Below are 25469 nucleotides of genomic sequence, written 5' to 3'. Positions count from 1 at the left end.
TCATTTTTAGTCATTGCGATGTTCCTTTTGTTAATTGTTGATCGGCCAAGATCAATTAACAGGTTACATCGCAATGCTTTATCCTCATACACCAGAAACGACTATAGCTCGATTAACTGAGGGGAATACTCTTGACGAGTAAAAGGAGTCTAGCTAACTTGCATATACTGGCAACACTTTGAGAAGTGCCGTCGTCGTTTATCTAAATGTTCACAGTAGCAGCTTAACTCTTGTAGCGTACCAACAGGACCATGAAACAATGTCCCAAACTCTGTGATGATTTTTAGCCAATTTTCAGCTGGAATATTGAGTCTATCCAATATCTGCTCTGCATTCGCAGATATCGCTCCCCGCTTGTTATCTCGCTTATTATTACGAATTAGGCGGCCTGTTTCATCTACGAGTTCAAGGTAGCTTTTTAATTCAAAAACAATACCTTTGGGTTGATGTTTTTTCTCATTACCAATAAAAGGTAACAACTGCTTAGGCTGCTTACCCGTTAACGCAGCTTCAATACGTAGTTTAAGGCTAGTATGCTCGGAATTCTCTGGTGTACTTGCCATCTTGGCACGAATTGGGTTGAGTTCTACATAGGCCATACAAGCTAACACTGCTGCTTCATCAAGTAAGGCTTGGCTTTTAAAGCGGCCTTCCCAGAAGTGACCGGTACAATTATCTTCTATATTCGCTTGTCGTGCTATCGGTTCATTCAAACACCGCATAAACCAGCTTATGTCACTTAGCCGTGAACGATACGTCGCAATTTGATGCTTTAATTGAGTGACTTGATGTGCTTCAATCACTTCACCTTCTGCAAACTGTTGCGTTATCTGTGTGCCATTAAATAATCGATGCCACTGTTCAATCACTTCCCTATCTGACCAAGCATTCGCTTTATTAACATCAATATAAAGCACCACATGTAAATGATTACTCATCACCGCATAAGCCGCGACATCAATGGCAAAGACCTCTGTTAACTTAAGGAGTTGCGACTCAACCCAAGCTCGCCTATGATCGTAATTCTTGCCCATATAGTGGTCATCACCACATAAATAAGCACGCCGCACTACACGACTACAACAATGATAATATGGCGTGGCTTCAATACTAATTAAACTTCTTCTAGGACGTGGCATAACAAGCTCCCTCTAGTGCTCGTCAATTAAGCTTAGTAGGAAGGTCTAGAATATGCCATAATGATGGCTGTCTATGTCAGTCATATGTCAGTCATATGTCAGTCATATGTCAGTCATCGTGTGAGCTCGGCAGGGCGGTTTCTTAACGTCCATGTTATCACCGCATTTGTGATCTGACCTATATGGATATAGGAAATGCCTTATTGTTGTCTGGAACAACAAAGGCCGTTCACATCAGTGCCGAGGTAGCCTTAGGTGAGTCAGGACGACGAATATGAGGCGATAGCGATGACAGTTAATAAAATTAAGCCGGACTAAATAAATAAAGAATGTAATATGCCTTCACTCAAAGGCCAACTCATTTTGGCGGCATAATCCCGATAGACTCATCTTAAAAATAAAATCTAAATCGAAGACACTTTTACTTTTCAAAGCCAGTGTAAATGCAAAATAGCCTTCGAAAGCAGGGCGAAGATCACACCGTGATCGCTATAAGCGAGAGACAACGGATCTCGAACTGGCCGTTAAACAGGGATATCGTTAGACAAGCTAAATGTGTCATAGTCTATACTTACTAGCTCAATCGACTAAGTACGCAAGTGCTTCTCGATACGCTATCTCATTAGAAGGAGTTAATGATGAACAAGGTAATGATTGTCTTTAGTGTAGTCCTATTAATTTCAGGTGTTGCCAGAGCAGAAGGCCCATTTGGTGAATTATCTGGCGACTTACCTAAGAATAAGGTCTGGAAAAATGAGGGGAACTCACTGATGACCATTTTGAGCAATGAAGACGGTGTCATCAGCGGTTTTTATCAAAATGGCGTCGAAACCTTTTCTTGTGCGCAGAAAAAATATAAATATCCCCTAAAAGGCTGGGTAACCACCAAGCAAATCGTTTTTATGGTTGATTGGTCCAAACCAATGAATGGTGGAAAGGATTGTGGAAGCCTAACGGCATGGACAGGTTATTATAATCCCAGTTCCGAGCAGATCCTCACAAAGTGGAATATCGTATACGAAAGCGGGACAGGAAACACCATTAAGCAAGGGAGTAATAACTTCACCCGCGCATGCCCTTTATGCCTCTAGCCTTCAACGATGACAAGGAATAGCTAGTCAAAATAGCTCACCGATTAAGAATACATGGAAAACAAGTATGAGTTCCAAGGGGATTGCTGTAGCTCCCCTTTTGGCCCAGTCTTTATTGCAGGAAGAGATGAGAACTCACAATGTTCCATTAAGCTAAGCTTAATTTAAGGTACCTTCATTCACAGGCTAAGCCACTTTGGGGGATAAATATGTTAAACACCATGACAAAGAACACACTAAAATCGAAGCAGCACATTGGCTTTTAAAAACGAGTGTCGATACTCTTTCGAGCTTCTAAAACAGGGATGTTTTAGTAGAGTCCACATGGCCTAAAATGTTCCCGACATGTTAAGGCATTCCCTGCTATCCATGCAGGTCAGATACTTGCGAGTCTCGATAACGTATTGACACAAAAGCCTGCGGCAGGCAATTGATACCCCATAAGGTTCAGCTAGCACACAGGCTCACCCAGAACAAAATAATTCAAATTAAAAAAACAACAAGACAACAAGATATGAAATACGAGAAAGAAAAAATGTAGCCTGCCATACATTGATGGCAGTAAACCATCGACGGCACCCAATTTTAGGTACAAAAAAACCGACTCAAGGTCGGTTTAAAAGTTTTCAACTTTATAAAGTTGAAATGAGTATTAATGGTACCGGTGGGCGGACTTGAACCGCCACGCTCGAAAGCAACGGATTTTGAATCCGTCGTGTATACCAATTTCACCACACCGGCTTAATAACATTAATACTTTTTCTTTTACTGAACAGTTGCGATGTCTCTCGGCTGCTACTCAGTAAGTGAAACGGATTATACCCAAGCTTAGCCCGATGGCAAGTACTTTACTTGAAGTTTATGGCTGACCGCGTGAAATTCGCTCAGCGCCACCCGATTACACCTTTTTAGGGATGTATCGACCCATTATTTATCGGCCAATACCCAGGCTAAAGTGTGAGCACGTTAACAAAGCTCATCTATTGTTATCCGTTCACTTATTTTTAACTGCGCCATATTGATCCAAATCAATTGTTCAACCCTCAAGCAAGGCTATATTTCCTACAAATAAAAAAAGGATTTTAAATAATGGCATTCTGGCTCGATTTAATGTTTGGCAACCCCGTCGGTTTACTGTCTATGATCGTGATTTTTTGTACCATAGGCATTATGGGATTCTTGATGTGGATGTTTATCAAGAAATCAGCACAATCTGAATAGTGCGCGAAAAGGGTTCTGAGACAGTCAAATACCCGCTCTATATTCTTAAAAGATAGAGAGCGGGCCATTTTCAATCCGATCGGACTTATTTTAAATCCCTGAAATCTCTTCACCTAAGGTCACGTTATCCACCCTTTGTAAACCACGAGGAAGCTTAGCCCCTCGTCGTCCACGCTCACCACGGTAATGCTCTAAGTCGCTCGCCTTAAGCGTGAGCTTACGTTTACCCGCCCAAAGCGTGACAGAGGAATCCACAGGCACTAATTGTAAATGCGTTAATAGTTCCTCTCGATTTTTCGCACGCTCTGTCGGAATACCAATGATTTTATTGCCCTTACCTTTCGATAGTTGCGGCAATGCATCAAGAGCAAAAAGTAACATCCGCCCCTCATTGGTAATAGCGAGTATTGACTCACTCCGATCGCGACTCACTTTTTGAGGCAATAACACTTTAGCGTTACTCGGTAAGGTTAATAAAGCCTTTCCTGCTTTATTGCGGGAGATCATATCTTTATAATCAGTAATAAAGCCATAACCTGCATCCGACGCCAATAAATAACATTGTTCATCATCACTGAGTAACACATGCTCAGCACTCATACCTGGCGCGAAATGAAAGCGTGTCGTAATCGGCTCACCTTGAGATCGTGCTGAAGGCAAACTGTGGGTATCGGTGGTAAAGGCTCGACCACCGGAATCAATAAACACACTGACCTGATTACTGCGGCCCGCCGCTGAGCATAAGAAAGCATCGCCCGCTTTATAAGATAAAGCTGCACCATCCACATCGTGCCCTTTTGCACAACGCACCCAACCTTTCTCTGACAGCACCACCGTCACCGACTCTACAGGGATCAGCTCTTGCTCGGTTAATGCCTTAGATTCAGCACGAACCACTAAAGGTGAACGTCTATCATCGCCATAAGCATCGCCATCTCTGAGTAACTCTTTCTTGATCAGCGTTCTCATACGGCGATCTGAGCCTAACGTTAACTGTAACTTATCGCGCTCAGCCTCGAGTTCACTTTGCTCGCCGGTAATTTTAACTTCTTCTAATTTGGCTAAATGACGTAATTTTAAATCCAGAATGGCATCAGCTTGTAAGGCCGTGATCGAAAAACGGCTCATGAGATCCGCTTTAGGATCGTCATGATGGCGAATGATTTCGATCACTTCATCGATATTTAAAAAGGCGATCATCAAAGCATCGAGAATATGAAGCCGCGCTAAGATTTTATCCAATCGATGCTCTAAACGTCGTTTAACCGTGTTAAATCGATACTCTAGCCACTCGGTTAAAATCTGCTTCAGGCCTTTCACCTGAGGACGCCCATTTAAACCTAAAATATTTAAATTAACCCGAAAACTTTTTTGCAAATCCGTGGTGGCAAATAAATGTGCCATTAACTGCTCACAATCAACGCGATTTGAACGGGGAACGATAACAATACGCACCGGGTTTTCATGATCCGATTCATCCCGTAAATCTGACACCATAGGCAATTTTTTCGCTTGCATTTGCCCCGCAATTTGCTCTAATAATTTCGCGCCACTCACTTGATGTGGTAACGCCGTGATCACCACCTCTCCGGCTTCAACAGTGTAAACGGCACGCTGTTTAATCGAACCTTTACCGCTCTCATACATTTTACGAATGTCAGCAACCGGGGTAATAATTTCAGCATCGGTGGGATAATCAGGTCCGGGGATCAGCTCCATCAAGCGTTCGAGTTCTGCTTTCGGATTATCAAGTAATTCAACACAGGCAGAAACCAGCTCTCTGACATTATGCGGTGGCACATCGGTCGCCATACCGACCGCAATACCGGTGATTCCATTCATTAAAATATGCGGTAATCTGGCCGGTAACACTAACGGCTCCTTCATCGTACCGTCAAAGTTCACGCCCCAATCAACGGTCCCTTGCCCCAGTTCACCGAGCAAGATTTCAGCACACTTTGACAATCTCGCTTCGGTATAACGCATGGCTGCGAAAGACTTTGGATCATCCGGTGCCCCCCAGTTTCCTTGCCCATCAACCAAGGGGTAACGGTATGAAAAAGGCTGTGCCATCAACACCATGGCTTCATAACAAGCACTATCACCATGGGGATGATATTTACCTAAAACATCACCAACGGTACGCGCTGATTTTTTATGCTTAGATTGAGAGGATAATCCTAATTCGTTCATGGCATATACAATACGGCGCTGGACGGGTTTCAAGCCATCACCAATATGAGGCAATGCACGATCCATAATCACATACATCGAATAATTCAGATAAGCCTCTTCGGTAAAACGGCGCAAAGGCATCTGCTCTACCCCATCAAGGCTTAAATCTATCGCGTCACTCATCTATAAAATATCCTGTACTTGATTATTATCTCTATAAAATAGTCGATATACCCGGCCTTTAAAGTCATCAGAAATAAACAAGGCACCATCGGGTGCGGTGATCAAGGAATAAGGTTGAGCGACAGGAAATTCACTGTCTAAAAAACTCACCATAGTCGTACGCTTAACCACACGCTCGGCTTCAAGCTGTAATAACATCACTTGATAGCCCACTTTACTTGAACGGTTCCATGAACCATTTTCGGCAACAAATAACTGATTTTGATACTGGCTTGGAAATTGATTACCTCGATAAAAATGCAGTCCCATTGGACCCACATGCGCCGGTAATTCATAAACGGGTTCCGTCACCACCAAACCTTCAGGTTTAGTAAAAGCAGCTTCTTTAACCGTTTTACCATGCATATAAGGAAAACCATAATGCGCACCAATACTATCGACCCGATTAAGCTCATCGGCGGGTAAATTATCCCCTAACCAATCTCGTCCTAGATCAGCAAACCAGAGTTTATCATCCACAGACCAATCAAACCCTGTCACTCGGCGGATCCCGCGAGCAATCACTTCGCTATTACCCGTCTCAAGATTAATCGCCAACAATTGTCCAAAAGGAGCCTTTACCTCACACACATTACAATGTGCCCCCACCGCAATATACAAGCGTCCATCAGGGCCAAATCTCATGGCTCTGCGACTTTTGATCACTTCAGCAGGCAACTTATTGTAGACTTCTTCAGGTCTAATGCGCCGTTTTAAGTTATTTTCTATATCGCGATAACGTAAGATTTTTTTCCCACTAGCAACATAAAGCGCGCCTTGATAAAACGCAATCGCTTCCGGTATGTTAAGGCCATGCGCTACCACGTAACGTTTATTCACTCGGCCACTGCCATTGCTATCAACTAAGGCATGTATAATGCCACTTTTCCCCGTACCGACAAATAAAGTTCCTTTATCGCCCATAGCCAATTGCTTAGCGTCGCCTAAATTCGACGCATATAAGCTAATGCCAAAACCATTAGCCACCTTAATCATCGACAAATCGACGGCTTGGGCTTTGAGCCCCAAAAAATAGGCCGCAAATAACCATAATCCAAAATATGTTCTTTTTTGAGCGAGAATCATGATTACTCCACCTTAGGTTATTCCCTTAATCACACAGTCCAACACGAGGGTCTGTTGACCTTTCGTGGTAACATTTCGGTTCGAAATAAAAGCGTTTTAATCGAGACGTCGATTATTTACCTAGTACCCTAAACAAATAACCGACAACAAAAGAGAAAAAATCCTTTAACCATTAAAAATACCGACCTCCTTTAAAAAAGTATTCACACAACGCTTGTGGTTCCAATTGACGCCATTATCGCGCATTAATGTAGGACCCATGAATGGGAAAACGAGAATGACGTTGGGACCAAAATAGAGAACAACGACGCTGCACAAACTGACCTTGGATAAAGAATTCACAAGCTGCTGAAGAAAACATCACCTAAGGTCAACAGACACTAGATTTGTGCTAAATTACCTTTAGCTTCAAGCCAAGACTTACGATCGCCTGAGCGCTTCTTCGCTAATAACATATCCATCAACGCAATAGTATCATCAGCATCATCAATGGTCAGTTGTACCAAACGCCTCGTATTAGGATCCATGGTTGTTTCCCTTAATTGCAAAGGATTCATTTCCCCCAGTCCTTTAAAGCGGGTCACTTGCACCTTTCCTTTACGTTTTTCAGCCACGAGACGATCGAGTATACCTTCTTTTTCGGCCTCATCCAGTGCATAAAAAATATCTTTGCCGATATCAATTCGAAACAACGGCGGCATAGCCACATAGATATGACCTCTATCTACAAGCACCCTGTAATGCTTCAAAAACAAAGCACAAAGCAAAGTCGCAATATGTAAACCATCAGAATCTGCATCCGCTAAAATACAAATTTTGCCATATCTCAGTTCCGAAATATTATCATTATCAGGATCACAGCCTATGGCCACTGAAATATCATGCACTTCGTTCGATGCCAATACTTGTGAAGCATCCACTTCCCATGTATTAAGAATTTTGCCTCTCAAAGGCATAATCGCTTGAAACTCACGATCTCTGGCTTGTTTCGCACTGCCACCAGCCGAGTCACCTTCCACCAAGAACAGCTCGCCTTTCATGGGATCTTGGCCACTACAATCGGTGAGTTTTCCGGGTAATGCAGGCCCTGACGTGACCTTTTTTCGAGCCACTTTTTTGGCCGCTTTTAGACGTTTAAGCGCATGGTTAATACACATATCGGCAAGCGACAATGCCTGCTCTGTATGACTATTCAACCATAAACTAAAGGCATCTCTGACCACACCGGATACGAACGCTGAACATTGACGACTAGAGAGTTTCTCTTTCGTTTGCCCTGCAAATTGCGGGTCTTGTATTTTTACCGATAAAACAAATGAGCTCCGATCCCAAATATCCTCTGGGCTTAATTTTACCCCTCGTGGAATTAAGCTGCGAAACTCGCAAAATTCACGCATTGACTCCAACAAACCTTGCCTAAAGCCATTAACATGCGTCCCACCAAGCACTGTCGGAATAAGATTCACATAACTTTCATTAAGATAGTCCCCACCTTCTGGTAACCAAGTAATGGCCCAATCAGCGGCTTCTAAATTACCTTTAAAGCAACCGATAAAAGGCGCTTCAGGTAACATCAACGCACCTTTAATCGAGGCTTTGAGATAGTCTTCCAAGCCACTTTCAAAAAACCACTCTTCAGTTTCGTTGGTTTGCTTATTAACAAATTTAATTCTAAGGCCGGGACATAACACCGCTTTAGCGCGTAATAAGTAGGTTAATTTAGGGATCGAGAAGTTTTCTGAATCAAAATAGCTTACATCGGGCCAAAAATGCACTCGAGTACCTGTATTTCGTCGTCCACAAGTTCCTGTCACGCTTAACGATTCAACTTTATCACCATGCTCAAATGCCATGTCATAGACTTCAGCATTTCGTCTAACCGTGATCTCCACTCGAGTCGATAGGGCATTGACGACAGAAATCCCGACCCCGTGTAATCCCCCTGAAAATTGGTAATTTTCATTCGAAAACTTCCCGCCTGCATGCAACTTTGTCAAGATTAACTCAACACCAGGGATCCCCTCTTCAGGATGAATATCCACCGGCATGCCTCGGCCATCATCAATCACTTCCAATGAATTATCTTTATGTAATGTAACTTCTATTTTACTCGCATGCCCAGCCAGTGCTTCATCGACACTGTTATCGATCACTTCTTGACCCAGATGGTTCGGGCGAGTGGTATCGGTATACATACCAGGGCGGCGTTTTACAGGATCAAGTCCATTGAGAACTTCAATTGCATCGGAGGTATATTGATTAGTCATGGCACACTTTATTCTTATAATGTTAAGACAGGATTGGCCCTAAGAGTTTAATGGTCAAACTGCAAAAAGTCACAAATAGATCTGAGCTGGTTTTCATAACCGATAAAGCTATGATCGCCCCCCGGCTGTACTAGCAGTTGGCAGCAATAATATTTTTGAACCGCAAGCTTATAATCCAACACCTCATCCCCCGTTTGTAATAACACAAAAAAACGTTCTGGATGTAAAATAACGGCAGTATTGTATTCAATGAGTTGAGATTTATGCTCTGGCTTTATTTGATAGGTTTCATGAGTATAAGGATTATACTGAGCGCCTGTTAACTCCTCAAATAATTCAGATGGGTTAACCGCAGGATTAATCAATACCGCTTGGCCCCCATACGTCTCAGCCAAATAGCTGGCTAAATAACCGCCAAGAGAAGAGCCAATATAATGTAAAGCTTCCCCCTTCATCTTCGCTTGTTGGATAATGTGTTCTAGTAACACCATCGCGTCTTGAATATTGCTGGGTAACTGAGGCTGACAAAAAGTCACTTCAGGATAATATTTCGCCATAAAATCAGCCGTTATCACGCCTTTATCGGATAACGGAGAACTATTAAAGCCATGAATATAAAGCAGCATACATCCCCATGCTGCGGCTACATAACATTAATAACCGCCAGCGTCCTTGTCAGGTGAGAAGTGTTCACCTGGCACACGATACACATTAGTAAGAATGCTACCATCTGCTTTGAGATCCAGCAAACGATAACCCGGCTGAAGTGCATCTAAAGCAAAATAATCTGACTTAGGCTTAAATTGAATACAAGTCGATGGGGTAGCCATTAATTTTATGTTACCAAAATGCCCTCGGTATGTTTCTTCGATGGTCTGATGAACATGACCCCAAAGTAAGCCTTTCACTTGAGGGTAGCATGATACCTGAGTTAAAAATTCATCCCCATTTTTGAGGCAATGCTTATCTAACCATAAGCAGCCCACTAAAATAGGATTGTGATGCATCGCCAACAAGACATGCCTGTCAGGTGCCGTTTTAATCGCTTTTTCAATAAAAAGACATTCAGATTCGGGCATCACTCCACCAGGAGAGCCTTCTACCGTAGAATTTAGCATCAAAATTTGCCAACGACCAATGAGAATACATTTATGACCGGAGATATTATCGCCTTGCATATGTAAATTCATAATGCGTAAGTCATCATGATTACCGGGCAAATAATGGCATGGGAACGTTAATGGTTTAATCGCTTGAATAAAATTATGATAAGACTTATCGGTATAATCTTGGCTTATATCGCCAGTGGCTAACATCAGATCGGTCGGCTCCGTCATCGCACTCAGTGTATTTAATACCGCCTCTAAACTGTGTGCCGTATTGACGCCCAACAGTTGAGCTTCAGGATCAGCAAATAAATGAGGATCGGTGATTTGCACCAATCTCACTGTTTCATGTTCCGCAATAGGGTAAGAGATCACCTCTTTCGACACAATAATTACCTAAATGATGACTAACAAACGGTTTTGATTAATCCGCCTATTTTCAATAATTCTTCTAGAAAAGCGTTAACACGGTACTTTTCATCTTCATGATGCATTTCAACATTAGGGTAATCATACACTGGGCGTAATTGAGAAATCTGTTGACTAGTTAACACTTCTGCCAATTGAGCATCATGAAAAATACGCACTGAAATATGAGGAATAGCCAATAACTCTGATGAATTCACCCTATTCATTTTCTCAAGACTGAGGGGATTAACATTGATGTTACGAGAGATATTGATCACTTGCGTATAAGGGGTATCTTCTAATAATCGTACATTGAGGCGACCATATTCCCCTTGGATCTGCCAAATATCCCCCTTGAAAGAGATTTGAGGTAACCAACGCAAAATATTGATATAGTTTCGTCCACATAAGGCAAGATACCGGCTTATGTTTGGTTGGTATTTTGTTTTCTTAGCAAACCTCGATTGTGTCATTTGCTACTACCTCTTTAATCAGCCTTGAACATGTCACTTGCTGCTACAACGATCTCTTTAATCAGTCTTGATCATGTCACTTGCTGCTACGACGATCTCTTTAATAAATCTTGATAATGCATCATCAACCACTGCAATCCAATAATCGTAGGGGCACTAACAATGTCGCCCGATACTACTTTATTATACGCATTAATTCGGCTCAGCACATGAACACGAATATCTTCCTGCTCATCCTTCAAGCCATGTAGACCACAGGCTTTGGTCGCATCCACTTCAGCAAAATACAAATCAACCCTCTCAGTACACCCACCAGGACTCGGAAAAAAATGCTGGATTTTCTCTATTCGACGGGCTTCCAATCCCGCTTCTTCCATCAGCTCACGCTTAGCCACTTCAATTGAGGACTCATCCGTATCGATCATACCGGCAACGAGTTCCAATAACCAAGGTGAGCTTGATGCTGCCAACACCGGGATCCTAATTTGTTCCACTAATACCACCTCATCTAAGCGAGGATCATAGGCAAGTACCACTACAGCATGCCCTCTTTCTAATACTTCTCGCTTAACAACAGCGCTCCAACCTCCCGCAAAGAGTTTATGTTTAAACGTTAATTCATCCACTTGAAAAAAGCCTTGGTAACAGACTTTTTTACTCATCAATTCTACATCATCTACACTATGTTTTGCTTTTGTCATAAAATTATGTTCTCATCGGTACAAAATAGAATTAATACCCTAGCATTAATTCTTTATAACTAAATAGAAAACAAACACAAATACTGATTTTGAAAAAAAATGTTACACTTGCTAGTTGACTTAGAAAGCGAATTTTTTTTAAAATCTAAAAATCAGTTAATCTAGATTAAACTGGGAAGCGTCGGAAACACAATCGTCTAACTCTATAACGCATGGCTAAAAATAATGAAAATCTCCTCCTCTCTGGAGCGTTTTCCTAACAAGGACAAAAAATGAAATTTAAGATCCGCTCTCTCTGCATCGCGTTAACGCTTGCAGCATCGGCCAATACCGTTCAGGCGACCGACCTTTTACAGATTTATGAACAAGCGTTAACCAACGATCCCGCCACTTTACAGGCCAAAGCCGCCCGTAATTCACTGTATGAGCAAATAGAGCAGTCGCGTGCATCGCTTTTACCGACGATTAGCGGTAGTGTCAGCTACACTCAAACACGGGATGACTTGAATCCTATCGTTTCCTCTGATGGCAGTACGACTTCTGGAGGGTTTGATTTATCCCAAACACTGTACGACAACAGCCTTTGGTCAACGCTAACGATTGCCGAAAAAACCGCAACTCAAGCCGATGCCACTTATGCGGCGGCGCTGCAAGATCTCATTATTCGCGTCAGCAGCGCCTATTTTGATGTATTAAGCGCCCAAGATGATTATGAATTTCAAGGTGCCGAAAGACGCGCTTATGAGCGCCAATTAGCCCAGACGAAGCAACGCTTCGCGGTTGGCTTATCGGCTATCACCGATGTACATTCAGCTCAAGCACAATACGATTTAGGCACTGCCAGCGAAATTACCGCGGAAAATACCCTGATTAACAGTTATGAGTCTTTGCGCGCCATCACGGGCATCGATTACACTAACATCGATATTCTCGACACCAGCCGCTTCTCAGCCACTGCGGTTGCCCCCACCAATGTACGCGACTGGGTAAAAACTTCCGAAGAAGAAAGTCTATTATTGCTGTCTGATAAAATTGGCAAAGATATCGCCGAAGAGACTATCGCTTTTTATAAATCGGGCCATTTACCTACGCTTAGTTTATCAGCGAATGCAGATCGAGTTAATGCTAATACGAATAGCCCGTATTATAAAGACCCTTATCATACATCTAGCGTTACAGTTACATTAGACGTACCTATTTTCTCTGGTTTCAGCGTTGATTCACAAGTCAAACAGGCGCAATATGATTATGTTAATGCCAGTGAAGTGCTAGAGCAAACCCACCGCAGTGTGGTCCAGAATGTACGCAGCTACTTTAATAATGTTAACGCGTCTATTAGCTCTATTCGCGCTTACGAGCAATCAGTAATTTCATCACAAAGCGCCTTAGAGGCCACTCAAGCGGGATTTGAAGTCGGCACCCGTACCATTGTTGATGTGCTAAACAGTACCAGTACTTTATACAGCTCAAAAAGTGAACTATCAACGGCGCGTTACAATTACATCAATTCGGTATTAGCGTTAAAACAAGCTGCGGGCAGCTTAAATGAGAAAGATCTTGCCTCGATTAATCGTGGCTTAATCACCCCGCCTACTGACACCAGTATCAAGTAGCTACACCGCTTAAAATAAAAAACCGCGATAATCGCGGTTTTACTTTTTAATAGCATTAAAGCTATTGATTATAAAAATCAGAAAACCACTTCAAGTCCCGCAAAGTAGCCACTCGACTTTAGATCCGTGGTGACATCTGAAAAATCATTCACATCAAACATAAACTCACGATAACCCACACGCAGATTATAATCGAGTGCTAACCCTTCAATTTTCCAACCCAGACCCAAGGAATAATCATAGACATTTGACTCATTGACCCCCACCATCACATTGGTAAAACCATATAAACCAAAGCCCGGCAAACTTGCCATCGCATCAACATAGCCCATCACTATACCGCTATTAACACCCGTTTTAGAACTTGAAGTGCTATTACTGACGCGTATCGAGCCATGCATTTTTTTGTAAGCGCCACCCACATCTAATGAAACAATGTCATTGTCTAACAGCTCATAATAAAGAATAAAATCCGTATTACTTAGATCGGTTCGAGTATCAGCCGAGCCAGTATAATCAACACCGTCGAAAGTAAAGTTTGCCGAACTAGTACTGCCATCACTCACTAGGCGGTTTTCGCGAATTTTGACATTGGGAATAATAGGCACAGGATGCTCAAAAGCAAACCAAATACTGCCTTGTGAGCCATCACTATAGTCAAATCCTTGCTGTGAGCTGCCATTACTCCCTAACGTACCACTTGTATCAGCTCTCCAGTAATCCACACCCGCTTTAAAACCCAGTAATGTCGACGCTTGAGCACTTAAGCCAGTAAAACTACTAAATAATGCACATGCTAATAACGTTTTTTTCATAGTTAACCTTGAGTTAATAAATTAGTAAGATCAATAACGGCCGCATTGGCACGAGAAATATAATTGGCCATCACTAAGGAATGATTTGCCATCAAACCAAAGCCTGAACCATTGAGCACAATAGGGCTCCAAACTGTTTGTTGCGTTTCTTCTAATTCACGAATAATCTGCCGTAAACTCACTCTGGCATTTTTCTTGTCCAGTACATCGGCAAAATCAATTTCCACTGCTTTCATGAAATTCAGTAAAGCCCAGCTGGCACCCCGAGTTTCATAGAAAACATCATCGATCTTCCACCAACTGGTTTTAATTTGTCCTCTATCGGCATTAGGGGTCGATTGTTTCGCGCTTAATTCCCCCGCCAAATCGGTATTCAACCGATCTTGCCCCACACTCGCTGATAAACGTTGTGATAGACTGCCTAAACGTTTCTGCACCTCTTTTAACCACTCGTTTAGGTTATCTGCTCTAGCATAAAATTGCGCATCCGGTGAATTAGGATCCATTAACCTTGCTCGGTACAATTTCAATAATTTAACCGATTGTTTATACTCTCCTTCAGCGCTCGGCACTAACCAACTGGTATGTTCGATATTCAGTTTTGATTGCGCTGTTAAAAGATCCTTATCCGCTGTCGATTGTGATTGAGAACGGCTAAATTCTTTACGCATTACTAACGCTAAATCTCGAGCTTGCTCTAAAGCACCAAACTCAAATGCAGGCATATTATCCATAAAGACAGAAGGCGGCATCACATCATTAGATAACCAACCTCCATTCTTATTGAGCAATGTCTCAATCGTCATAATTAACGCAGAGGTGGTGGTATAACCGACAACCTTACGTTCACTGGCTGTGGTGTAACTAGCCGGTTCAATAACAGCAGGCTCTATACTCCACCATACACTGACAAAATAACCGATAATAATTAAGCCACTCACCAAACCTATGAGTTTCTTCCATGTGAATTTCATCAAGTAAAACTCCCGTTAATGGTGAGAATGTGCAGCAGTAGCACTATGGTATTTTTTTACTGGTAACGACACAGACAACTTTTCGCCATTATCGAACAGTAAAACAAAATCGACATTATCGTCGATTTCTAAAGTTTGCGTCAGTCCAAGTAACATAATATGGTTGCCCGTTTCCATTAATGTTAATTGACCATGACTCGGGACGATAAAAACGTCAGCGGCGCGCATTCTCGTGATCCCATTGGTTTCAGTAATGCTATGTAACTGAGCTTCTTTCGCAATATTCGTCTCCACAGCGACTAAACCTACAGCATCACCATCATTCTCTAAGCTCAAATAAACAGCCGAGTTAGGGACACTCGATGGCATGGCTCTCACATATCCAGTCAACAATTCCACTTGGGCAAAAGCAGAAAAGGATAAACTAAACAAAATCACAAAATTAAACAAGTGTTTGAATATTGGCTTCAATGTCTTAAACTCCATTTAAACTTATATTTATCATATTGTCATAAAGGAAATTACTTATGAACAAAATCCAGGTGAAAGATGTTAATGGTGTACGCATATTGATACTTAATCGTCCAGAAAAACGTAACGCAATCGACCTAGAAATGTATACTCAACTAACAGAATACCTCATTCAAGGTAACTCAGACAATGATATTCGCGCCTTTATGATCCGAGGGCAAGCTGATTGTTTTACTGCAGGAAATGACCTTAAAGACTTCCTTAAACATACTAAGATTGATCCTGAACACCCTGCCTTTCGTTTTCTATTTACATTACTAGACATCACCAAGCCCATCGTTGCTGCTGTTGCAGGTGCTGCTGTGGGTATTGGGACCACATTGTTACTTCATTGTGACTTAGTCTATGCCGATAAAAGTGCAAAATTTCAATTACCTTTCGTTAACCTTGCCTTAGTCCCTGAGGCGGCTTCCAGTTTATTGTTAGCACAAACGGTTGGCGCTCAAAAAGCCGCAGAATTGCTATTGTTGGGAGAGAGTTTTAATGCGGAAACAGCGAGTTCATTGAATATAATCAACGATATATTACCATCAGAAACACTTTTTGATGTCGCATTCAACCAAGCCGCCAAACTGGCCTCTCTACCGCCTCAAGCCCTACAAGCCAGTCGACGTCTAATGCGTGGAAATACCGATGCTATCCGTACACAAATGCTCGCAGAATTAAACGAATTCAGCATCAGACTACAAAGTGATGAAGCAAAAGCACGCTTTCATGCTTTTCTCAATAAAAAATAAGTGAGTAATTTTAACAGCTAAAAATAATGACTCTTTTTGAAACAACGAGGGAAAAGCTTTTAGACTAATAGAGTAAACTCAACTTAGTTTAGCTTCCCTCCAGATCGATGACTGAAACTGACTATTCATCATATTTAGACAATAACCATGCAAGGACAAAATAAGTTAACAAGCCGAAAACAGGGTTCATTATGATTAAAATGGCACTGATTATACGAGTCCAAAAACGAGACCAGCCAAATTTATCAGATATTCTCGCGACCACACCACAAATAATGTGATCACTTTTTGATGAATTAACCGAACTTGAGCGCATATCACTTCCCTCCTTCTTATTGATTGACATTAAAGTGACAAATAAGGACTGCAAAAAGCGCTAAACTGACTATAGGCGCCAATAGCATGATCAGCGTGAAATACAGGAAAGTCATTTATCCTCCCGTTCATCGACGACTCTTGTTCCATTATCGACATCAATCTGCTCATCATCACTTAATATTGAACTCAACTGTTGCTGAAATAACATTTCAGCAATTTGAAATTGTATTGAAAGACTCAAGTCAGATTTAAGCGAATCAACAGCCTCTTGCATCTGCATTGCAATATTGTTTTCAATATTGCGAGTTAAGTCGCTTACTATACGAGGATCTGCATGAGCGGGTATCAAAACCGCCATCAACAATACTAGCGTCATAACAAACTTTTTAGTCGTCATTAATATTTTCGTTAAATTTAACATGTGGCCTTCCTTTTCCATTTATTCATACTCTAACGAGTGATCGGGAATAATATGTCAAAGAAAAGCAATCAACATGCCAACATTACTATCATGATAATATATAAGATATTTAAAATAAAAAAAGGGTTTTAAAACGGGGATCATAGTGGACGACTTGTAAAATCAACCAAAAAATGGTCAATTTTACAAAACAATATTACCCATCATTAGGTAATACGGTCCATTTGTTCTCTTGCTTTTAGGATCACGTCCACTCCAGCGCCGGCTTTATGAGCATTTTCACTTAAATAGCGTCGCCACACTCTCGACCCCATTTCACCTTGATACAGACCAATAATGTGTCGAGTAATATGATTTAATCTCCCCCCTTGTTGCACGTGCTGCTCAATATAGGGCAGCAACATCTCTAAAATATGATCACGGCTCAACACTGGCTTATCCAAGCCACATAGCTTTTGATCAACTTCAGCCAACAGATAAGGATTTTGATAGGCTTCTCGCCCTATCATCACACCGTCAACTTTATCTAATTGTAATTTAGCGTCTTCTAAGGTCTTAATACCACCGTTAATACTCATATTCAGCTGAGGATAGTCTTGTTTTAACTGGTGAACACGAGAATAATCTAATGGCGGAATTTCTCTATTTTCTTTTGGGCTCAGACCGTTAAGCCATGCTTTACGCGCATGAATAATAAAAGTATCGCAACCCGCATCCTTGACAGTATCAACAAATTCAGTCAAAAAAGCATAGCTATCCTGCTCATCAATACCGATCCGAGTTTTCACCGTTACGGGGATATCAGCCACTTGTTTCATCTGCGACACACACTCCGCAACCAGCTTAGGATCGGCCATTAAACAAGCACCAAATTGTCCACTCTGAACTCTATCTGAAGGGCAGCCTATATTCAGATTGACTTCATCATAACCCCGTTCAAAAGCCTTTTTTGTGCAAATGGCTAGCGCGGCAGGATCCGATCCGCCCAACTGTAAAGCCAGTGGGTGCTCTTCCACGTTATAAGCAAGATAATCACCTTTCCCATGGATAATGGCGCCAGTTGTAACCATTTCTGTGTACAAAAGAGTCTCTGATGACATCAAGCGAGCAAAATAACGATAATGCCTATCCGTCCAATCGAGCATCGGGGCAACTGAAAGGGTGCGATTGATAGTTTTTTCTTTACTTTTCATTACTTACCTTAAAAATACAACCTTCTTTATTTAACGTTAACTGCCTGCAAGTGCTTGTAACTTCCTCGTGTTTCGATGTATGGTACCCCATATGTACCCCATTTCGGGTAAGGCGGATCAATAACTTAGGGGCAATCATGGCATCCTACTCTATCGAAAATCGCAAGAAAGCAGATGGTACTTTTAGCTATCGCTGCGGGATCATCGTTAAAAAATCTGGCAAGATTATACATCGTGAGAAGAAAACATGCTTACAATAATTAAGCGGTCTCTCAAGCGGCTTGAAGGTGGCATTGCGCTAAAATAAAGCCCATACGCGTACAAAAGAGAGTAGTAATATAACGTTAATGCAGGTTGACAAGTGTTACCCATAATGACTCATTAAACATTTTTCATTCACTTTCATCACCATCAATAAAACATACCTGATTATCATTTAACTCAAATAAAACCAAAAAAAAACAAAAAAAAACAAAAAAAAACAAAAAAACAGAAAAACAGAAACAATCATTATATTGATTTTAATAGGTTATTCTTTTATCAATTCATTTATAATCACCGAATGTTAAAATGCCTCAAAGAGCCTATAATACCTTTATTTGATAAATAGATCCTAAAACCCGTTCCAATTTATATGATTAAAAAAGTGATATGTTTCACATTTTAATCATTACAGCTATTGCGTTAAATAAATGTAGGCATTATGTTGCTATAAGTTGAGTTCAAATAATTAACTACTCACTTTTTACTAAAGTATACCCGTAAAGTGCATATTTTAAGAACATAAAAGTAATGGATGCCACAGACCACGGTATATTGAGTCGCAATGAGCTTGAACAAAAAGAAAAGGCTTCAATGACCTTTCATTACAATGCTCAACATTCATTTAGCACAGAGCGAACGCATTAAGTGTCAATTAACTAAGGAGAATAACATGCTACGTTCTGCTCACCTTTGCATTCTTTTAACCAGTTTAGTCCTAGTGATTATTCTGTCTTTTCTCACACTAGAGCAAAGTAGTACTCAAATAATATCTGAGCAGTTCCTTCAATTAAAACAATCGCAATCAGCACCTAATCTCTTAGCAATCATGTTAACGTGTATACTTAGCTTAAATGTCATTTTACCCGTACCAGCCAGCTTAGCGTCAGTGTATGCCGTCAGTAGCCTTGATAATCTATTGGCACCTGCTGTTATCTGGCTTGGATTAACCTTGAGTTCTCTTATTGGCTATTGGCTTGGCGCTAAACTTAATCAAGTATTATCACTCAATACAAGCTCCTCCCCGGTAGCCTATAAAACAGAGAAGAATACCAATAGAGTCACGGCGGTTATATTAGTATTATTTCGCGCCATACCAGTACTTGCTGAAACATCTATTATTGCTGCTGGACTAATACGATTTCCAATCCGTCAATTTATCTTACTTGTTAGCCTAACCAATGCCGGATTAGCATTTGCCTATACTTACTTAGGTAACCTAGCCTCGAAGAGCGAAGCTATCCTTTTTTTAATCATCGCTGGCATTGTGTTACCCACCAGTGTTGTCTTAGCTCAAAAAATATTTCAGATATTACTTCATTTCTATCGAAGCAATAATCACAACATAAATAACAAAGAGCAACAAAAACAGCCATCAACACGATTAGCCCCCCCTCTTAATAACACACTTCAAAGTCATTCAAGCATTCATGAACAATGTCCCATCATTTTTACTCAAGATCTTTGGGCAATGAAAGACACACATAAATCCCCGCTATTAATGCTATTAAACAATCAAAAAAAACAACAAGAAACATTAACTATTTGTTGTATCATTGATGAAAACGTGAGTAAACAACAATCTAACTTACGACTCAGAATACAACACTTTTTTAATGCTTGTCAGCACGTAAATCTTATCAGCCCTCCTATTATCATCTCTGAAAAAGAGCAAGAAAAACAATCCACAATAATTAAAAAACTATACCCACTCTTTAGCCAAAATGCATTAAACAAGCACAGCCAAATTATCGCCATTGGTGGAGGAAGCTTATTCGATGCGGTGAGCTTTACAGTCAATACTTGTTATCAAGGTCTTCCCTTTATTCGAGTCCCTTCTACAGTATTATCAGCAAGCGACACGAGTATTAAGGACCAAAGTAACATCAACATATTCAGCAATGGGAGTCCCCTAAGCAACGTTTCAAGACCTTTAGCTGTCTTCAATGATTTTTCCCTATTGAATCGTTCAACAACGCAAGACAAACATGCAGGCTTGGTTTTAATTATAAAAATAGCAATACTCAAAGATGCACAGTTTTTTAATTGGCTCGAAGTCAATGCTAACGCGCTGTTTCACTGCTGCCCTAAAGAAAACCAATATGCCATTCAGCGTTGTGCTCAATTAGCGTTACAACATACAACCAGCACAGCTCACTTTCATGAGCAAGAAATTATCAGCCCACTTGAATATGGACATTGGAGTGCATACAAATTAAAGAAACTATCACAAGATCCATTAAATGATGCTCAAGCACTCGCCATAGGGATCTGTTTAGATGCCTATTACTCAACTCGTATCGGTCTATTACATCAAGATTACAGCATAAGAATCGTAAAACTCTTCAACAGAGTGGGGTTTTCTTTATGGCATAATGCACTATTTGATAACACACGAGGGGAGCTAACATTACTAAAAGGGCTAGATGAATTTAGGTTAAAGTTTGGCCCAACCCTACACATTCCTTTACTCACCTCAATTGGATACAGTAAAACAATACATAATATCGATCATGACGTAATGAAAGAAGCGGTTGAAGACTTATTTAGATGGCATCAACAAACCGATCATTTATTGCCTAAGCAACGAGTCGTCGCATAAAGATACCCAAGCCAGCTTAAAATGCAACATTCAGCTGGAATAAAAAGCCTTGTAGGCAAGGCGTTGAGCACATAACCTAGTCATTCTACGTTGATGCTCAGTAACACAGTATAAAAGGCTTTCCTCTTTATTGGTAAAAGTCAGCCTATTCGGAGGCGGGTAAAATCACCTACTTCTGCGTTACAGCTATAACAGCTACTGATAGTATTTCAATTGTGCGCCTTAAATTAAACAATTTTACGCACTCTGAAAACAAGCATTATCAACTGGCTTAGGTCTATATCATGAGCTAGAAAGTAACTTACATCCCTGAAAAAAGGGCACATTCAGACACCGAATATACCCGAGATGCCTTTAAATAGACATTATAATTAACACCAAAAAGTGAAATAACATTATTTGAAAATGAAGTCGAATAATCAACGCTAACGCCAAAATAACGCAAGGAGCTCGCATGATTTCATCAAATACGAAAGCGATAAAACAATTAACTCAATTACTCACAGAAACATTAAGCCAAGAACAAATTGATTGGTTTTATAACGTTATCGGCAATATACAAGCAACACTCCCCAATAATACTCCCAAACAGCTGGCTAAACTATGGAGTGAGGCGAGTATAAAAACAGCCCGATACCTTGAAGATAAGGTCATTACCTATAAGACCATGTATTGGAATAGTGACCAACTCGCACGATTTTTACTTTTCACCCATACATTGTCATGTTGTCATGAATTACAACGCAAAGAGTTATGCGAGTTATGTTTTCACTTTGCTGACGACATTGAAGCTATTTCAATCGTAAAAGGGCTTCATATAGCCGACACTGAAGGAAAATTAACGCAGCAAATCATCCATATTAGCCAGACTAATTACCCTCCATTATTTTCTGCTATCGCACTCAATAATCCTTGGCCAGCAGCACATTATAGTACTGAAGAGTTTAATCAGTTAGTCTTAAAAGCACTGTTTCTTGATTTAGATACATCTAAAATAGTCAATATAAAACAAAGGCATAACCATGCACTTTCGATATTAGCAACCGACTTAATCCGAGATCGACTCGCAACGAAACGTCAACCTCCTCAATCAATATTATCAGTCATTGAACCTCAACACCTTAATATTAATGATAAAACCTTAATTAACCGTTTCTGTTTAGAAGGGATCCCAGCGTAAATGAACCCATAACGGATACTCATATCATCTCAAAATAGAAATGAACATTAATATACGCCAAGTCACACAATCACTATCAGCATCAATGACGTAACAATATCAACAAGAACCACAATCAGGCTATTGCATATCAACAACAATGTATGTCAAGTTCGTTCAATATTTGAATGAGATTAAGGATAATCTGAGCCGATTGGGGTCCCTTCAACAATAAAAGTAACACTCAACTGCACTAATAGATGAAATTGTCATAATAATACTCAGCCAAACCTTAATTCAAAAACTATTCTAATATTATAAAGAATCAAGTTTATACCAGTATAGAGTAAGTAACGTCACTATCCTTGCGGCCATTTATTTAGGTATAACACAGAAACAAAGGAAGCGAGTATGTCCCCCATTTTATCTCAATATTCTTTGAATATAAATACAATGATCACTGCCACTATCCTCTTAAGCGGACTTTTTTTCAGCTCCACATCTCTCGCAAACTCAGATAAGGCTTCTGTAAAAAAAACAGCCAATGTCTATGAAACCTATGGAGTACATAACAGTTTAGGCTGCAATAAAAAAAACCATTTCTGCTTATCACCACGTTCAAGAAATGCACCAAGCAATCCAATATTACCTTTAGAATGGATCAGCGACTGGGTCATGTTTCGAGTCAAAAAAGACTATAAAGATAATCCCCCTCCGTATACTAACCCTCCCTCAACCTTAAAGCCTGAAGATTATACCATCTCCTACGGTACCAGCTTCTATGATGCGAATTACCTTCCTTTGCATGGTGATGGAGTGGGCGCCATGATGGTACATTACGACAAATACTGTCTGCCTATTTTCCCCATTGCGAACAACCTTTATACCTGCAGTTTTATTTCCTTAGGCAATAAAACCTATTTCCTGACTTATCGACACGACAGACCCGCTCATATGCCTGCATGTTGCTTATTCTCCCCAAATCATCACCCACAACGCCCCGATTTTGTTAAGCATTTAAATTATGACTTTTTACGCAGTAAACAACTCAATCACTCTGTATTAGCTTATTCTAGAGAGCAATTAACCCTCCACGGTCAAGTACTATTTGGTTTTGCATTTAACAAAGCCACATCACCCGATGCTTTTAATACCCCCGGTTATCAGCACCCTCATTCATTTTTCTTTTCGGGTGATTTTAACACGGCAAAAGCCCCCATTGTCAGTCAAAACTACACCAGCTTTAGAACAGAAAAGCCCAACCCAGAACAAACTTGGGAAAGGGTATCTCGAATGTGTCCGGCCACACCAAAACCTTGTCAGCTTTTTAATTATTCAACTATTTCAGAAAAAAACAACAATAAATTCAAACCAATTCCAGTAGGCTCAGGCTGGGACAAAATAAAATCAGAGAATAATTAAATAAACAGCACACAATAAAAATGCTTCACTACTATTCTTTATAAAATATAAGGAAATTATCCATGAATAAAATCATTCTTTATTTAGCCATTGCCATTATTGTGATTTCAATATTATCTCTCATTTTCTCACCACAAAATTCAACGCCATCTGAAACGGCTTCACATTATCCGTGCCAATTTCCGACACAGGCTCCCCATCCAGATGCAACACAGACGGACTTTAACCAATTTAGCTGGCGTTTGTTTATTGCCCTTAATTGGCCAGTCAAAAGTCAATTAAGAGGCCAACCTGACTGCCGTTTTTCACTTGACGATAAACAACAAAGTGTTTGGCAAAGTTATAAAAATATCAATGATATTTTTATCGAGCAAGGTCAAATCCCCTCCCCTTGGAATCAAACTCAAAATGAAACACCCTTATCCCAATTAACAAAAGTCACTAATCAAGCCTCTAATTTGGCTGAATTACAAAAAATAGGCGGCTGGGTCATCGACCAACAAGGAAATCCAACTTATTATGAAATTTTAGTCAATCAAATATCTTTTGATTATATCGTTAAAAATAAACTCTATGATTACAATACTTTAATTGATAAAGATAATATTAACTTTCCCGACTCTTCCACTCAAATAAAAGCCAGTTGGCGAATATTAAATCCGCCTCAAGATGAAATAAGTCGCTATATAACAAAACAGGCCAATATCCGCCTGTTTGATCAGCAAGGTCAAGCCAAAAACCAAACCACGAATGCCATCCTTGGCTTGGTTGGCTTACATATAATCACTAAAGCAAGCGGTTACCCCCAATGGATTTGGTCCACTTTTGAACACCGTAATAACGTACCGATACAAATGATGGAAAATAACAGTCTTGTCAATCAACCCCAAACGGGCATCAATTATCACTATTATGATGCTAATGCCCGTGCAAGTGATGTCAACCAATCCCCTTGCCTTTGGATGGAAAGGCCGACTATTAATGGCATGAAAAGTAATAACGACACAAAGAAAAGCCCACTTATTTGCCAACCAAAATCAAACATAAGCTTCCAAACCCCCACACCACTTGAGCGTTATACCCCCATAAATGAAATGACCAAAGAAGTGAACCAATATCAACAAGAAAATACACCTGTTCAATATACGGTTTTAGAAAACTATCAATTAATCGCCACTCAGTATCCAACTCAGCCTGATCATCCAAGCGATCCATTAGGGCAACCGAATCCCAAGCTCGCCGCCAACATCACCATGGAAAGCTATGTACAAGCCAGTAGCAGCTGTATCGGATGTCATTCCCAAGCCAGTGCACCGAATAGCCAATATCCTTCCGATTATTCCTATTTATTTTTATCGGTTAACATCCCCACGCCTAAGCCTACAGCGCAATAACCAGCATGAACACTTCCATAAAACGCCCTCTTTAAGTGCTTAACTAAAAGTTATCGTATATTTTGACGGATAATTATCCATGATGTTTTTTACACTCTCTTTGAGTGCATCAAAAGTGATAAAATCATGGCAAGATAACC

The 25469-nt window shown here is 40.6% G+C and carries 22 protein-coding genes and 1 tRNA gene; 8 read left to right on the top strand and 15 right to left on the bottom strand.

Annotation, left to right across the window (positions count from 1 at the left end; translation table 11 throughout):
* Window positions 1-149: 149 nt before the first annotated feature.
* A complete protein-coding gene (locus L2764_RS18580; RefSeq protein ID WP_248941823.1) occupies window positions 150-1139 on the bottom strand; it encodes a transposase in 990 nt (329 codons plus the stop codon).
* Between the two features lie 635 nt (window positions 1140-1774).
* On the opposite strand from L2764_RS18580, the gene L2764_RS18575 reads away from it, so the two are divergent.
* A complete protein-coding gene (locus tag L2764_RS18575; RefSeq protein WP_248941822.1) occupies window positions 1775-2230 on the top strand; it encodes an avidin/streptavidin family protein in 456 nt (151 codons plus the stop codon).
* 656 nt (window positions 2231-2886) lie between these two features.
* On the opposite strand, the gene L2764_RS18570 is transcribed toward L2764_RS18575, so the two are convergent.
* Window positions 2887-2971 (bottom strand) — tRNA-Leu (locus tag L2764_RS18570).
* 348 nt (window positions 2972-3319) lie between these two features.
* Here L2764_RS18570 and L2764_RS18565 point away from each other — a divergent pair.
* Window positions 3320-3451: a DUF3149 domain-containing protein gene (locus L2764_RS18565; RefSeq protein ID WP_248941821.1), complete on the top strand. Its 132-nt coding sequence runs from the start codon at window positions 3320-3322 to the stop codon at window positions 3449-3451.
* Window positions 3452-3541: 90 nt separating this feature from the next.
* On the opposite strand, the gene parC is transcribed toward L2764_RS18565, so the two are convergent.
* The 7 genes from parC to nudF form a co-directional block, all read right to left on the bottom strand.
* Window positions 3542-5809, bottom strand: coding sequence for a DNA topoisomerase IV subunit A (parC, locus tag L2764_RS18560; RefSeq protein WP_248941820.1), 2268 nt, complete (start codon window positions 5807-5809; stop codon window positions 3542-3544).
* Window positions 5810-6934 carry a PQQ-dependent sugar dehydrogenase gene (locus L2764_RS18555; protein ID WP_376708452.1) on the bottom strand — a complete coding sequence of 375 codons (1125 nt, stop codon included), beginning with the start codon at window positions 6932-6934 and terminating at the stop codon, window positions 5810-5812.
* A 380-nt stretch (window positions 6935-7314) separates the two neighbouring features.
* Window positions 7315-9201: a DNA topoisomerase IV subunit B gene (parE, locus tag L2764_RS18550; RefSeq protein WP_248941819.1), complete on the bottom strand. Its 1887-nt coding sequence runs from the start codon at window positions 9199-9201 to the stop codon at window positions 7315-7317.
* Between the two features lie 47 nt (window positions 9202-9248).
* The gene (locus L2764_RS18545) at window positions 9249-9827 is read right to left on the bottom strand and encodes a YqiA/YcfP family alpha/beta fold hydrolase (protein ID WP_248941818.1); all 579 of its coding nucleotides are present in this window, start codon (window positions 9825-9827) and stop codon (window positions 9249-9251) included.
* 27 nt (window positions 9828-9854) lie between these two features.
* Window positions 9855-10694 (bottom strand): 3',5'-cyclic-AMP phosphodiesterase, encoded by an 840-nt coding sequence (gene cpdA, locus L2764_RS18540; RefSeq protein WP_248941817.1) that lies wholly within the window; start codon window positions 10692-10694, stop codon window positions 9855-9857.
* 20 nt (window positions 10695-10714) lie between these two features.
* Window positions 10715-11188 (bottom strand): DUF1249 domain-containing protein, encoded by a 474-nt coding sequence (locus tag L2764_RS18535; protein WP_248941816.1) that lies wholly within the window; start codon window positions 11186-11188, stop codon window positions 10715-10717.
* An 86-nt stretch (window positions 11189-11274) separates the two neighbouring features.
* Complete coding sequence (nudF, locus tag L2764_RS18530) at window positions 11275-11889, bottom strand: ADP-ribose diphosphatase (RefSeq protein WP_248941815.1); 615 nt, start codon at window positions 11887-11889, stop codon at window positions 11275-11277.
* Window positions 11890-12161: 272 nt separating this feature from the next.
* Between nudF and tolC the strand changes: the two genes are divergently transcribed.
* Window positions 12162-13502 (top strand): outer membrane channel protein TolC, encoded by a 1341-nt coding sequence (gene tolC / locus L2764_RS18525; RefSeq protein WP_248941814.1) that lies wholly within the window; start codon window positions 12162-12164, stop codon window positions 13500-13502.
* 77 nt (window positions 13503-13579) lie between these two features.
* Here the strand turns inward: tolC and L2764_RS18520 are convergent, their stop codons facing one another.
* The 3 genes from L2764_RS18520 to L2764_RS18510 are packed head-to-tail and all read right to left on the bottom strand — an operon-like array spanning window position 13580 to window position 15777.
* Entirely contained in the window at window positions 13580-14317 is a 738-nt protein-coding gene (locus tag L2764_RS18520) for a TIGR04219 family outer membrane beta-barrel protein (protein ID WP_248941813.1), read from the bottom strand.
* A 2-nt stretch (window positions 14318-14319) separates the two neighbouring features.
* A complete protein-coding gene (locus L2764_RS18515) occupies window positions 14320-15291 on the bottom strand; it encodes a DUF2333 family protein (protein WP_248941812.1) in 972 nt (323 codons plus the stop codon).
* Between the two features lie 15 nt (window positions 15292-15306).
* Window positions 15307-15777 carry a copper chaperone PCu(A)C gene (locus L2764_RS18510; protein ID WP_248941811.1) on the bottom strand — a complete coding sequence of 157 codons (471 nt, stop codon included), beginning with the start codon at window positions 15775-15777 and terminating at the stop codon, window positions 15307-15309.
* Between the two features lie 41 nt (window positions 15778-15818).
* On the opposite strand from L2764_RS18510, the gene L2764_RS18505 reads away from it, so the two are divergent.
* Window positions 15819-16559, top strand: coding sequence for an enoyl-CoA hydratase-related protein (locus tag L2764_RS18505; protein ID WP_248941810.1), 741 nt, complete (start codon window positions 15819-15821; stop codon window positions 16557-16559).
* 121 nt (window positions 16560-16680) lie between these two features.
* On the opposite strand, the gene L2764_RS18500 is transcribed toward L2764_RS18505, so the two are convergent.
* From L2764_RS18500 to dusA, 3 genes are all read right to left on the bottom strand, one after another.
* Window positions 16681-16875 carry a PspC domain-containing protein gene (locus tag L2764_RS18500; RefSeq protein ID WP_248941809.1) on the bottom strand — a complete coding sequence of 65 codons (195 nt, stop codon included), beginning with the start codon at window positions 16873-16875 and terminating at the stop codon, window positions 16681-16683.
* Between the two features lie 111 nt (window positions 16876-16986).
* Window positions 16987-17298 carry a hypothetical protein gene (locus tag L2764_RS18495; protein WP_248941808.1) on the bottom strand — a complete coding sequence of 104 codons (312 nt, stop codon included), beginning with the start codon at window positions 17296-17298 and terminating at the stop codon, window positions 16987-16989.
* Between the two features lie 206 nt (window positions 17299-17504).
* On the bottom strand, window positions 17505-18491 hold the full coding sequence (gene dusA / locus L2764_RS18490; RefSeq protein WP_248941807.1) for a tRNA dihydrouridine(20/20a) synthase DusA: 987 nt from the start codon (window positions 18489-18491) through the stop codon (window positions 17505-17507).
* Between the two features lie 934 nt (window positions 18492-19425).
* On the opposite strand from dusA, the gene L2764_RS18485 reads away from it, so the two are divergent.
* The 4 genes from L2764_RS18485 to L2764_RS18470 all read left to right on the top strand — a co-directional run bounded on the left by L2764_RS18485 (window position 19426) and on the right by L2764_RS18470 (window position 25329).
* Window positions 19426-21354, top strand: coding sequence for a 3-dehydroquinate synthase family protein (locus tag L2764_RS18485; protein ID WP_248941806.1), 1929 nt, complete (start codon window positions 19426-19428; stop codon window positions 21352-21354).
* 454 nt (window positions 21355-21808) lie between these two features.
* Complete coding sequence (locus tag L2764_RS18480; RefSeq protein WP_248941805.1) at window positions 21809-22534, top strand: EboA domain-containing protein; 726 nt, start codon at window positions 21809-21811, stop codon at window positions 22532-22534.
* Window positions 22535-22924: 390 nt separating this feature from the next.
* A complete protein-coding gene (locus L2764_RS18475; RefSeq protein WP_248941804.1) occupies window positions 22925-23935 on the top strand; it encodes a hypothetical protein in 1011 nt (336 codons plus the stop codon).
* Window positions 23936-23997: 62 nt separating this feature from the next.
* Complete coding sequence (locus L2764_RS18470) at window positions 23998-25329, top strand: hypothetical protein (protein WP_248941803.1); 1332 nt, start codon at window positions 23998-24000, stop codon at window positions 25327-25329.
* Window positions 25330-25469 lie beyond the last annotated feature (140 nt).

Source organism: Shewanella surugensis, assembly GCF_023284005.1.
GTDB classification, from domain to species: Bacteria; Pseudomonadota; Gammaproteobacteria; order Enterobacterales; family Shewanellaceae; genus Shewanella; species Shewanella surugensis.
The sequence above is the reverse complement of the archived record's forward strand: the minus strand, read 5'-3'. Positions and strand labels throughout refer to the sequence as shown.

What these genes read in the sequence shown, in the direction of transcription:
- L2764_RS18475 (WP_248941804.1), top strand. Translation starts at nt 22,925, where the DNA reads ATGTCCCCCATTTTATCTCAATATTCTTTGAATATAAATACAATGATC.
- L2764_RS18575 (WP_248941822.1), top strand. Translation starts at nt 1,775, where the DNA reads ATGATGAACAAGGTAATGATTGTCTTTAGTGTAGTCCTATTAATTTCA.
- L2764_RS18470 (WP_248941803.1), top strand. Translation starts at nt 23,998, where the DNA reads ATGAATAAAATCATTCTTTATTTAGCCATTGCCATTATTGTGATTTCA.
- L2764_RS18495 (WP_248941808.1), bottom strand. Translation starts at nt 17,298, where the DNA reads ATGTTAAATTTAACGAAAATATTAATGACGACTAAAAAGTTTGTTATG.
- L2764_RS18505 (WP_248941810.1), top strand. Translation starts at nt 15,819, where the DNA reads ATGAACAAAATCCAGGTGAAAGATGTTAATGGTGTACGCATATTGATA.
- L2764_RS18520 (WP_248941813.1), bottom strand. Translation starts at nt 14,317, where the DNA reads ATGAAAAAAACGTTATTAGCATGTGCATTATTTAGTAGTTTTACTGGC.
- L2764_RS18485 (WP_248941806.1), top strand. Translation starts at nt 19,426, where the DNA reads ATGCTACGTTCTGCTCACCTTTGCATTCTTTTAACCAGTTTAGTCCTA.
- nudF (WP_248941815.1), bottom strand. Translation starts at nt 11,889, where the DNA reads ATGACAAAAGCAAAACATAGTGTAGATGATGTAGAATTGATGAGTAAA.
- parE (WP_248941819.1), bottom strand. Translation starts at nt 9,201, where the DNA reads ATGACTAATCAATATACCTCCGATGCAATTGAAGTTCTCAATGGACTT.
- L2764_RS18565 (WP_248941821.1), top strand. Translation starts at nt 3,320, where the DNA reads ATGGCATTCTGGCTCGATTTAATGTTTGGCAACCCCGTCGGTTTACTG.
- L2764_RS18480 (WP_248941805.1), top strand. Translation starts at nt 21,809, where the DNA reads ATGATTTCATCAAATACGAAAGCGATAAAACAATTAACTCAATTACTC.
- L2764_RS18515 (WP_248941812.1), bottom strand. Translation starts at nt 15,291, where the DNA reads ATGAAATTCACATGGAAGAAACTCATAGGTTTGGTGAGTGGCTTAATT.
- L2764_RS18545 (WP_248941818.1), bottom strand. Translation starts at nt 9,827, where the DNA reads ATGCTGCTTTATATTCATGGCTTTAATAGTTCTCCGTTATCCGATAAA.
- L2764_RS18510 (WP_248941811.1), bottom strand. Translation starts at nt 15,777, where the DNA reads ATGGAGTTTAAGACATTGAAGCCAATATTCAAACACTTGTTTAATTTT.
- L2764_RS18535 (WP_248941816.1), bottom strand. Translation starts at nt 11,188, where the DNA reads ATGACACAATCGAGGTTTGCTAAGAAAACAAAATACCAACCAAACATA.
- L2764_RS18580 (WP_248941823.1), bottom strand. Translation starts at nt 1,139, where the DNA reads ATGCCACGTCCTAGAAGAAGTTTAATTAGTATTGAAGCCACGCCATAT.
- L2764_RS18555 (WP_376708452.1), bottom strand. Translation starts at nt 6,934, where the DNA reads ATGATTCTCGCTCAAAAAAGAACATATTTTGGATTATGGTTATTTGCG.
- L2764_RS18500 (WP_248941809.1), bottom strand. Translation starts at nt 16,875, where the DNA reads ATGCGCTCAAGTTCGGTTAATTCATCAAAAAGTGATCACATTATTTGT.
- parC (WP_248941820.1), bottom strand. Translation starts at nt 5,809, where the DNA reads ATGAGTGACGCGATAGATTTAAGCCTTGATGGGGTAGAGCAGATGCCT.
- tolC (WP_248941814.1), top strand. Translation starts at nt 12,162, where the DNA reads ATGAAATTTAAGATCCGCTCTCTCTGCATCGCGTTAACGCTTGCAGCA.
- dusA (WP_248941807.1), bottom strand. Translation starts at nt 18,491, where the DNA reads ATGAAAAGTAAAGAAAAAACTATCAATCGCACCCTTTCAGTTGCCCCG.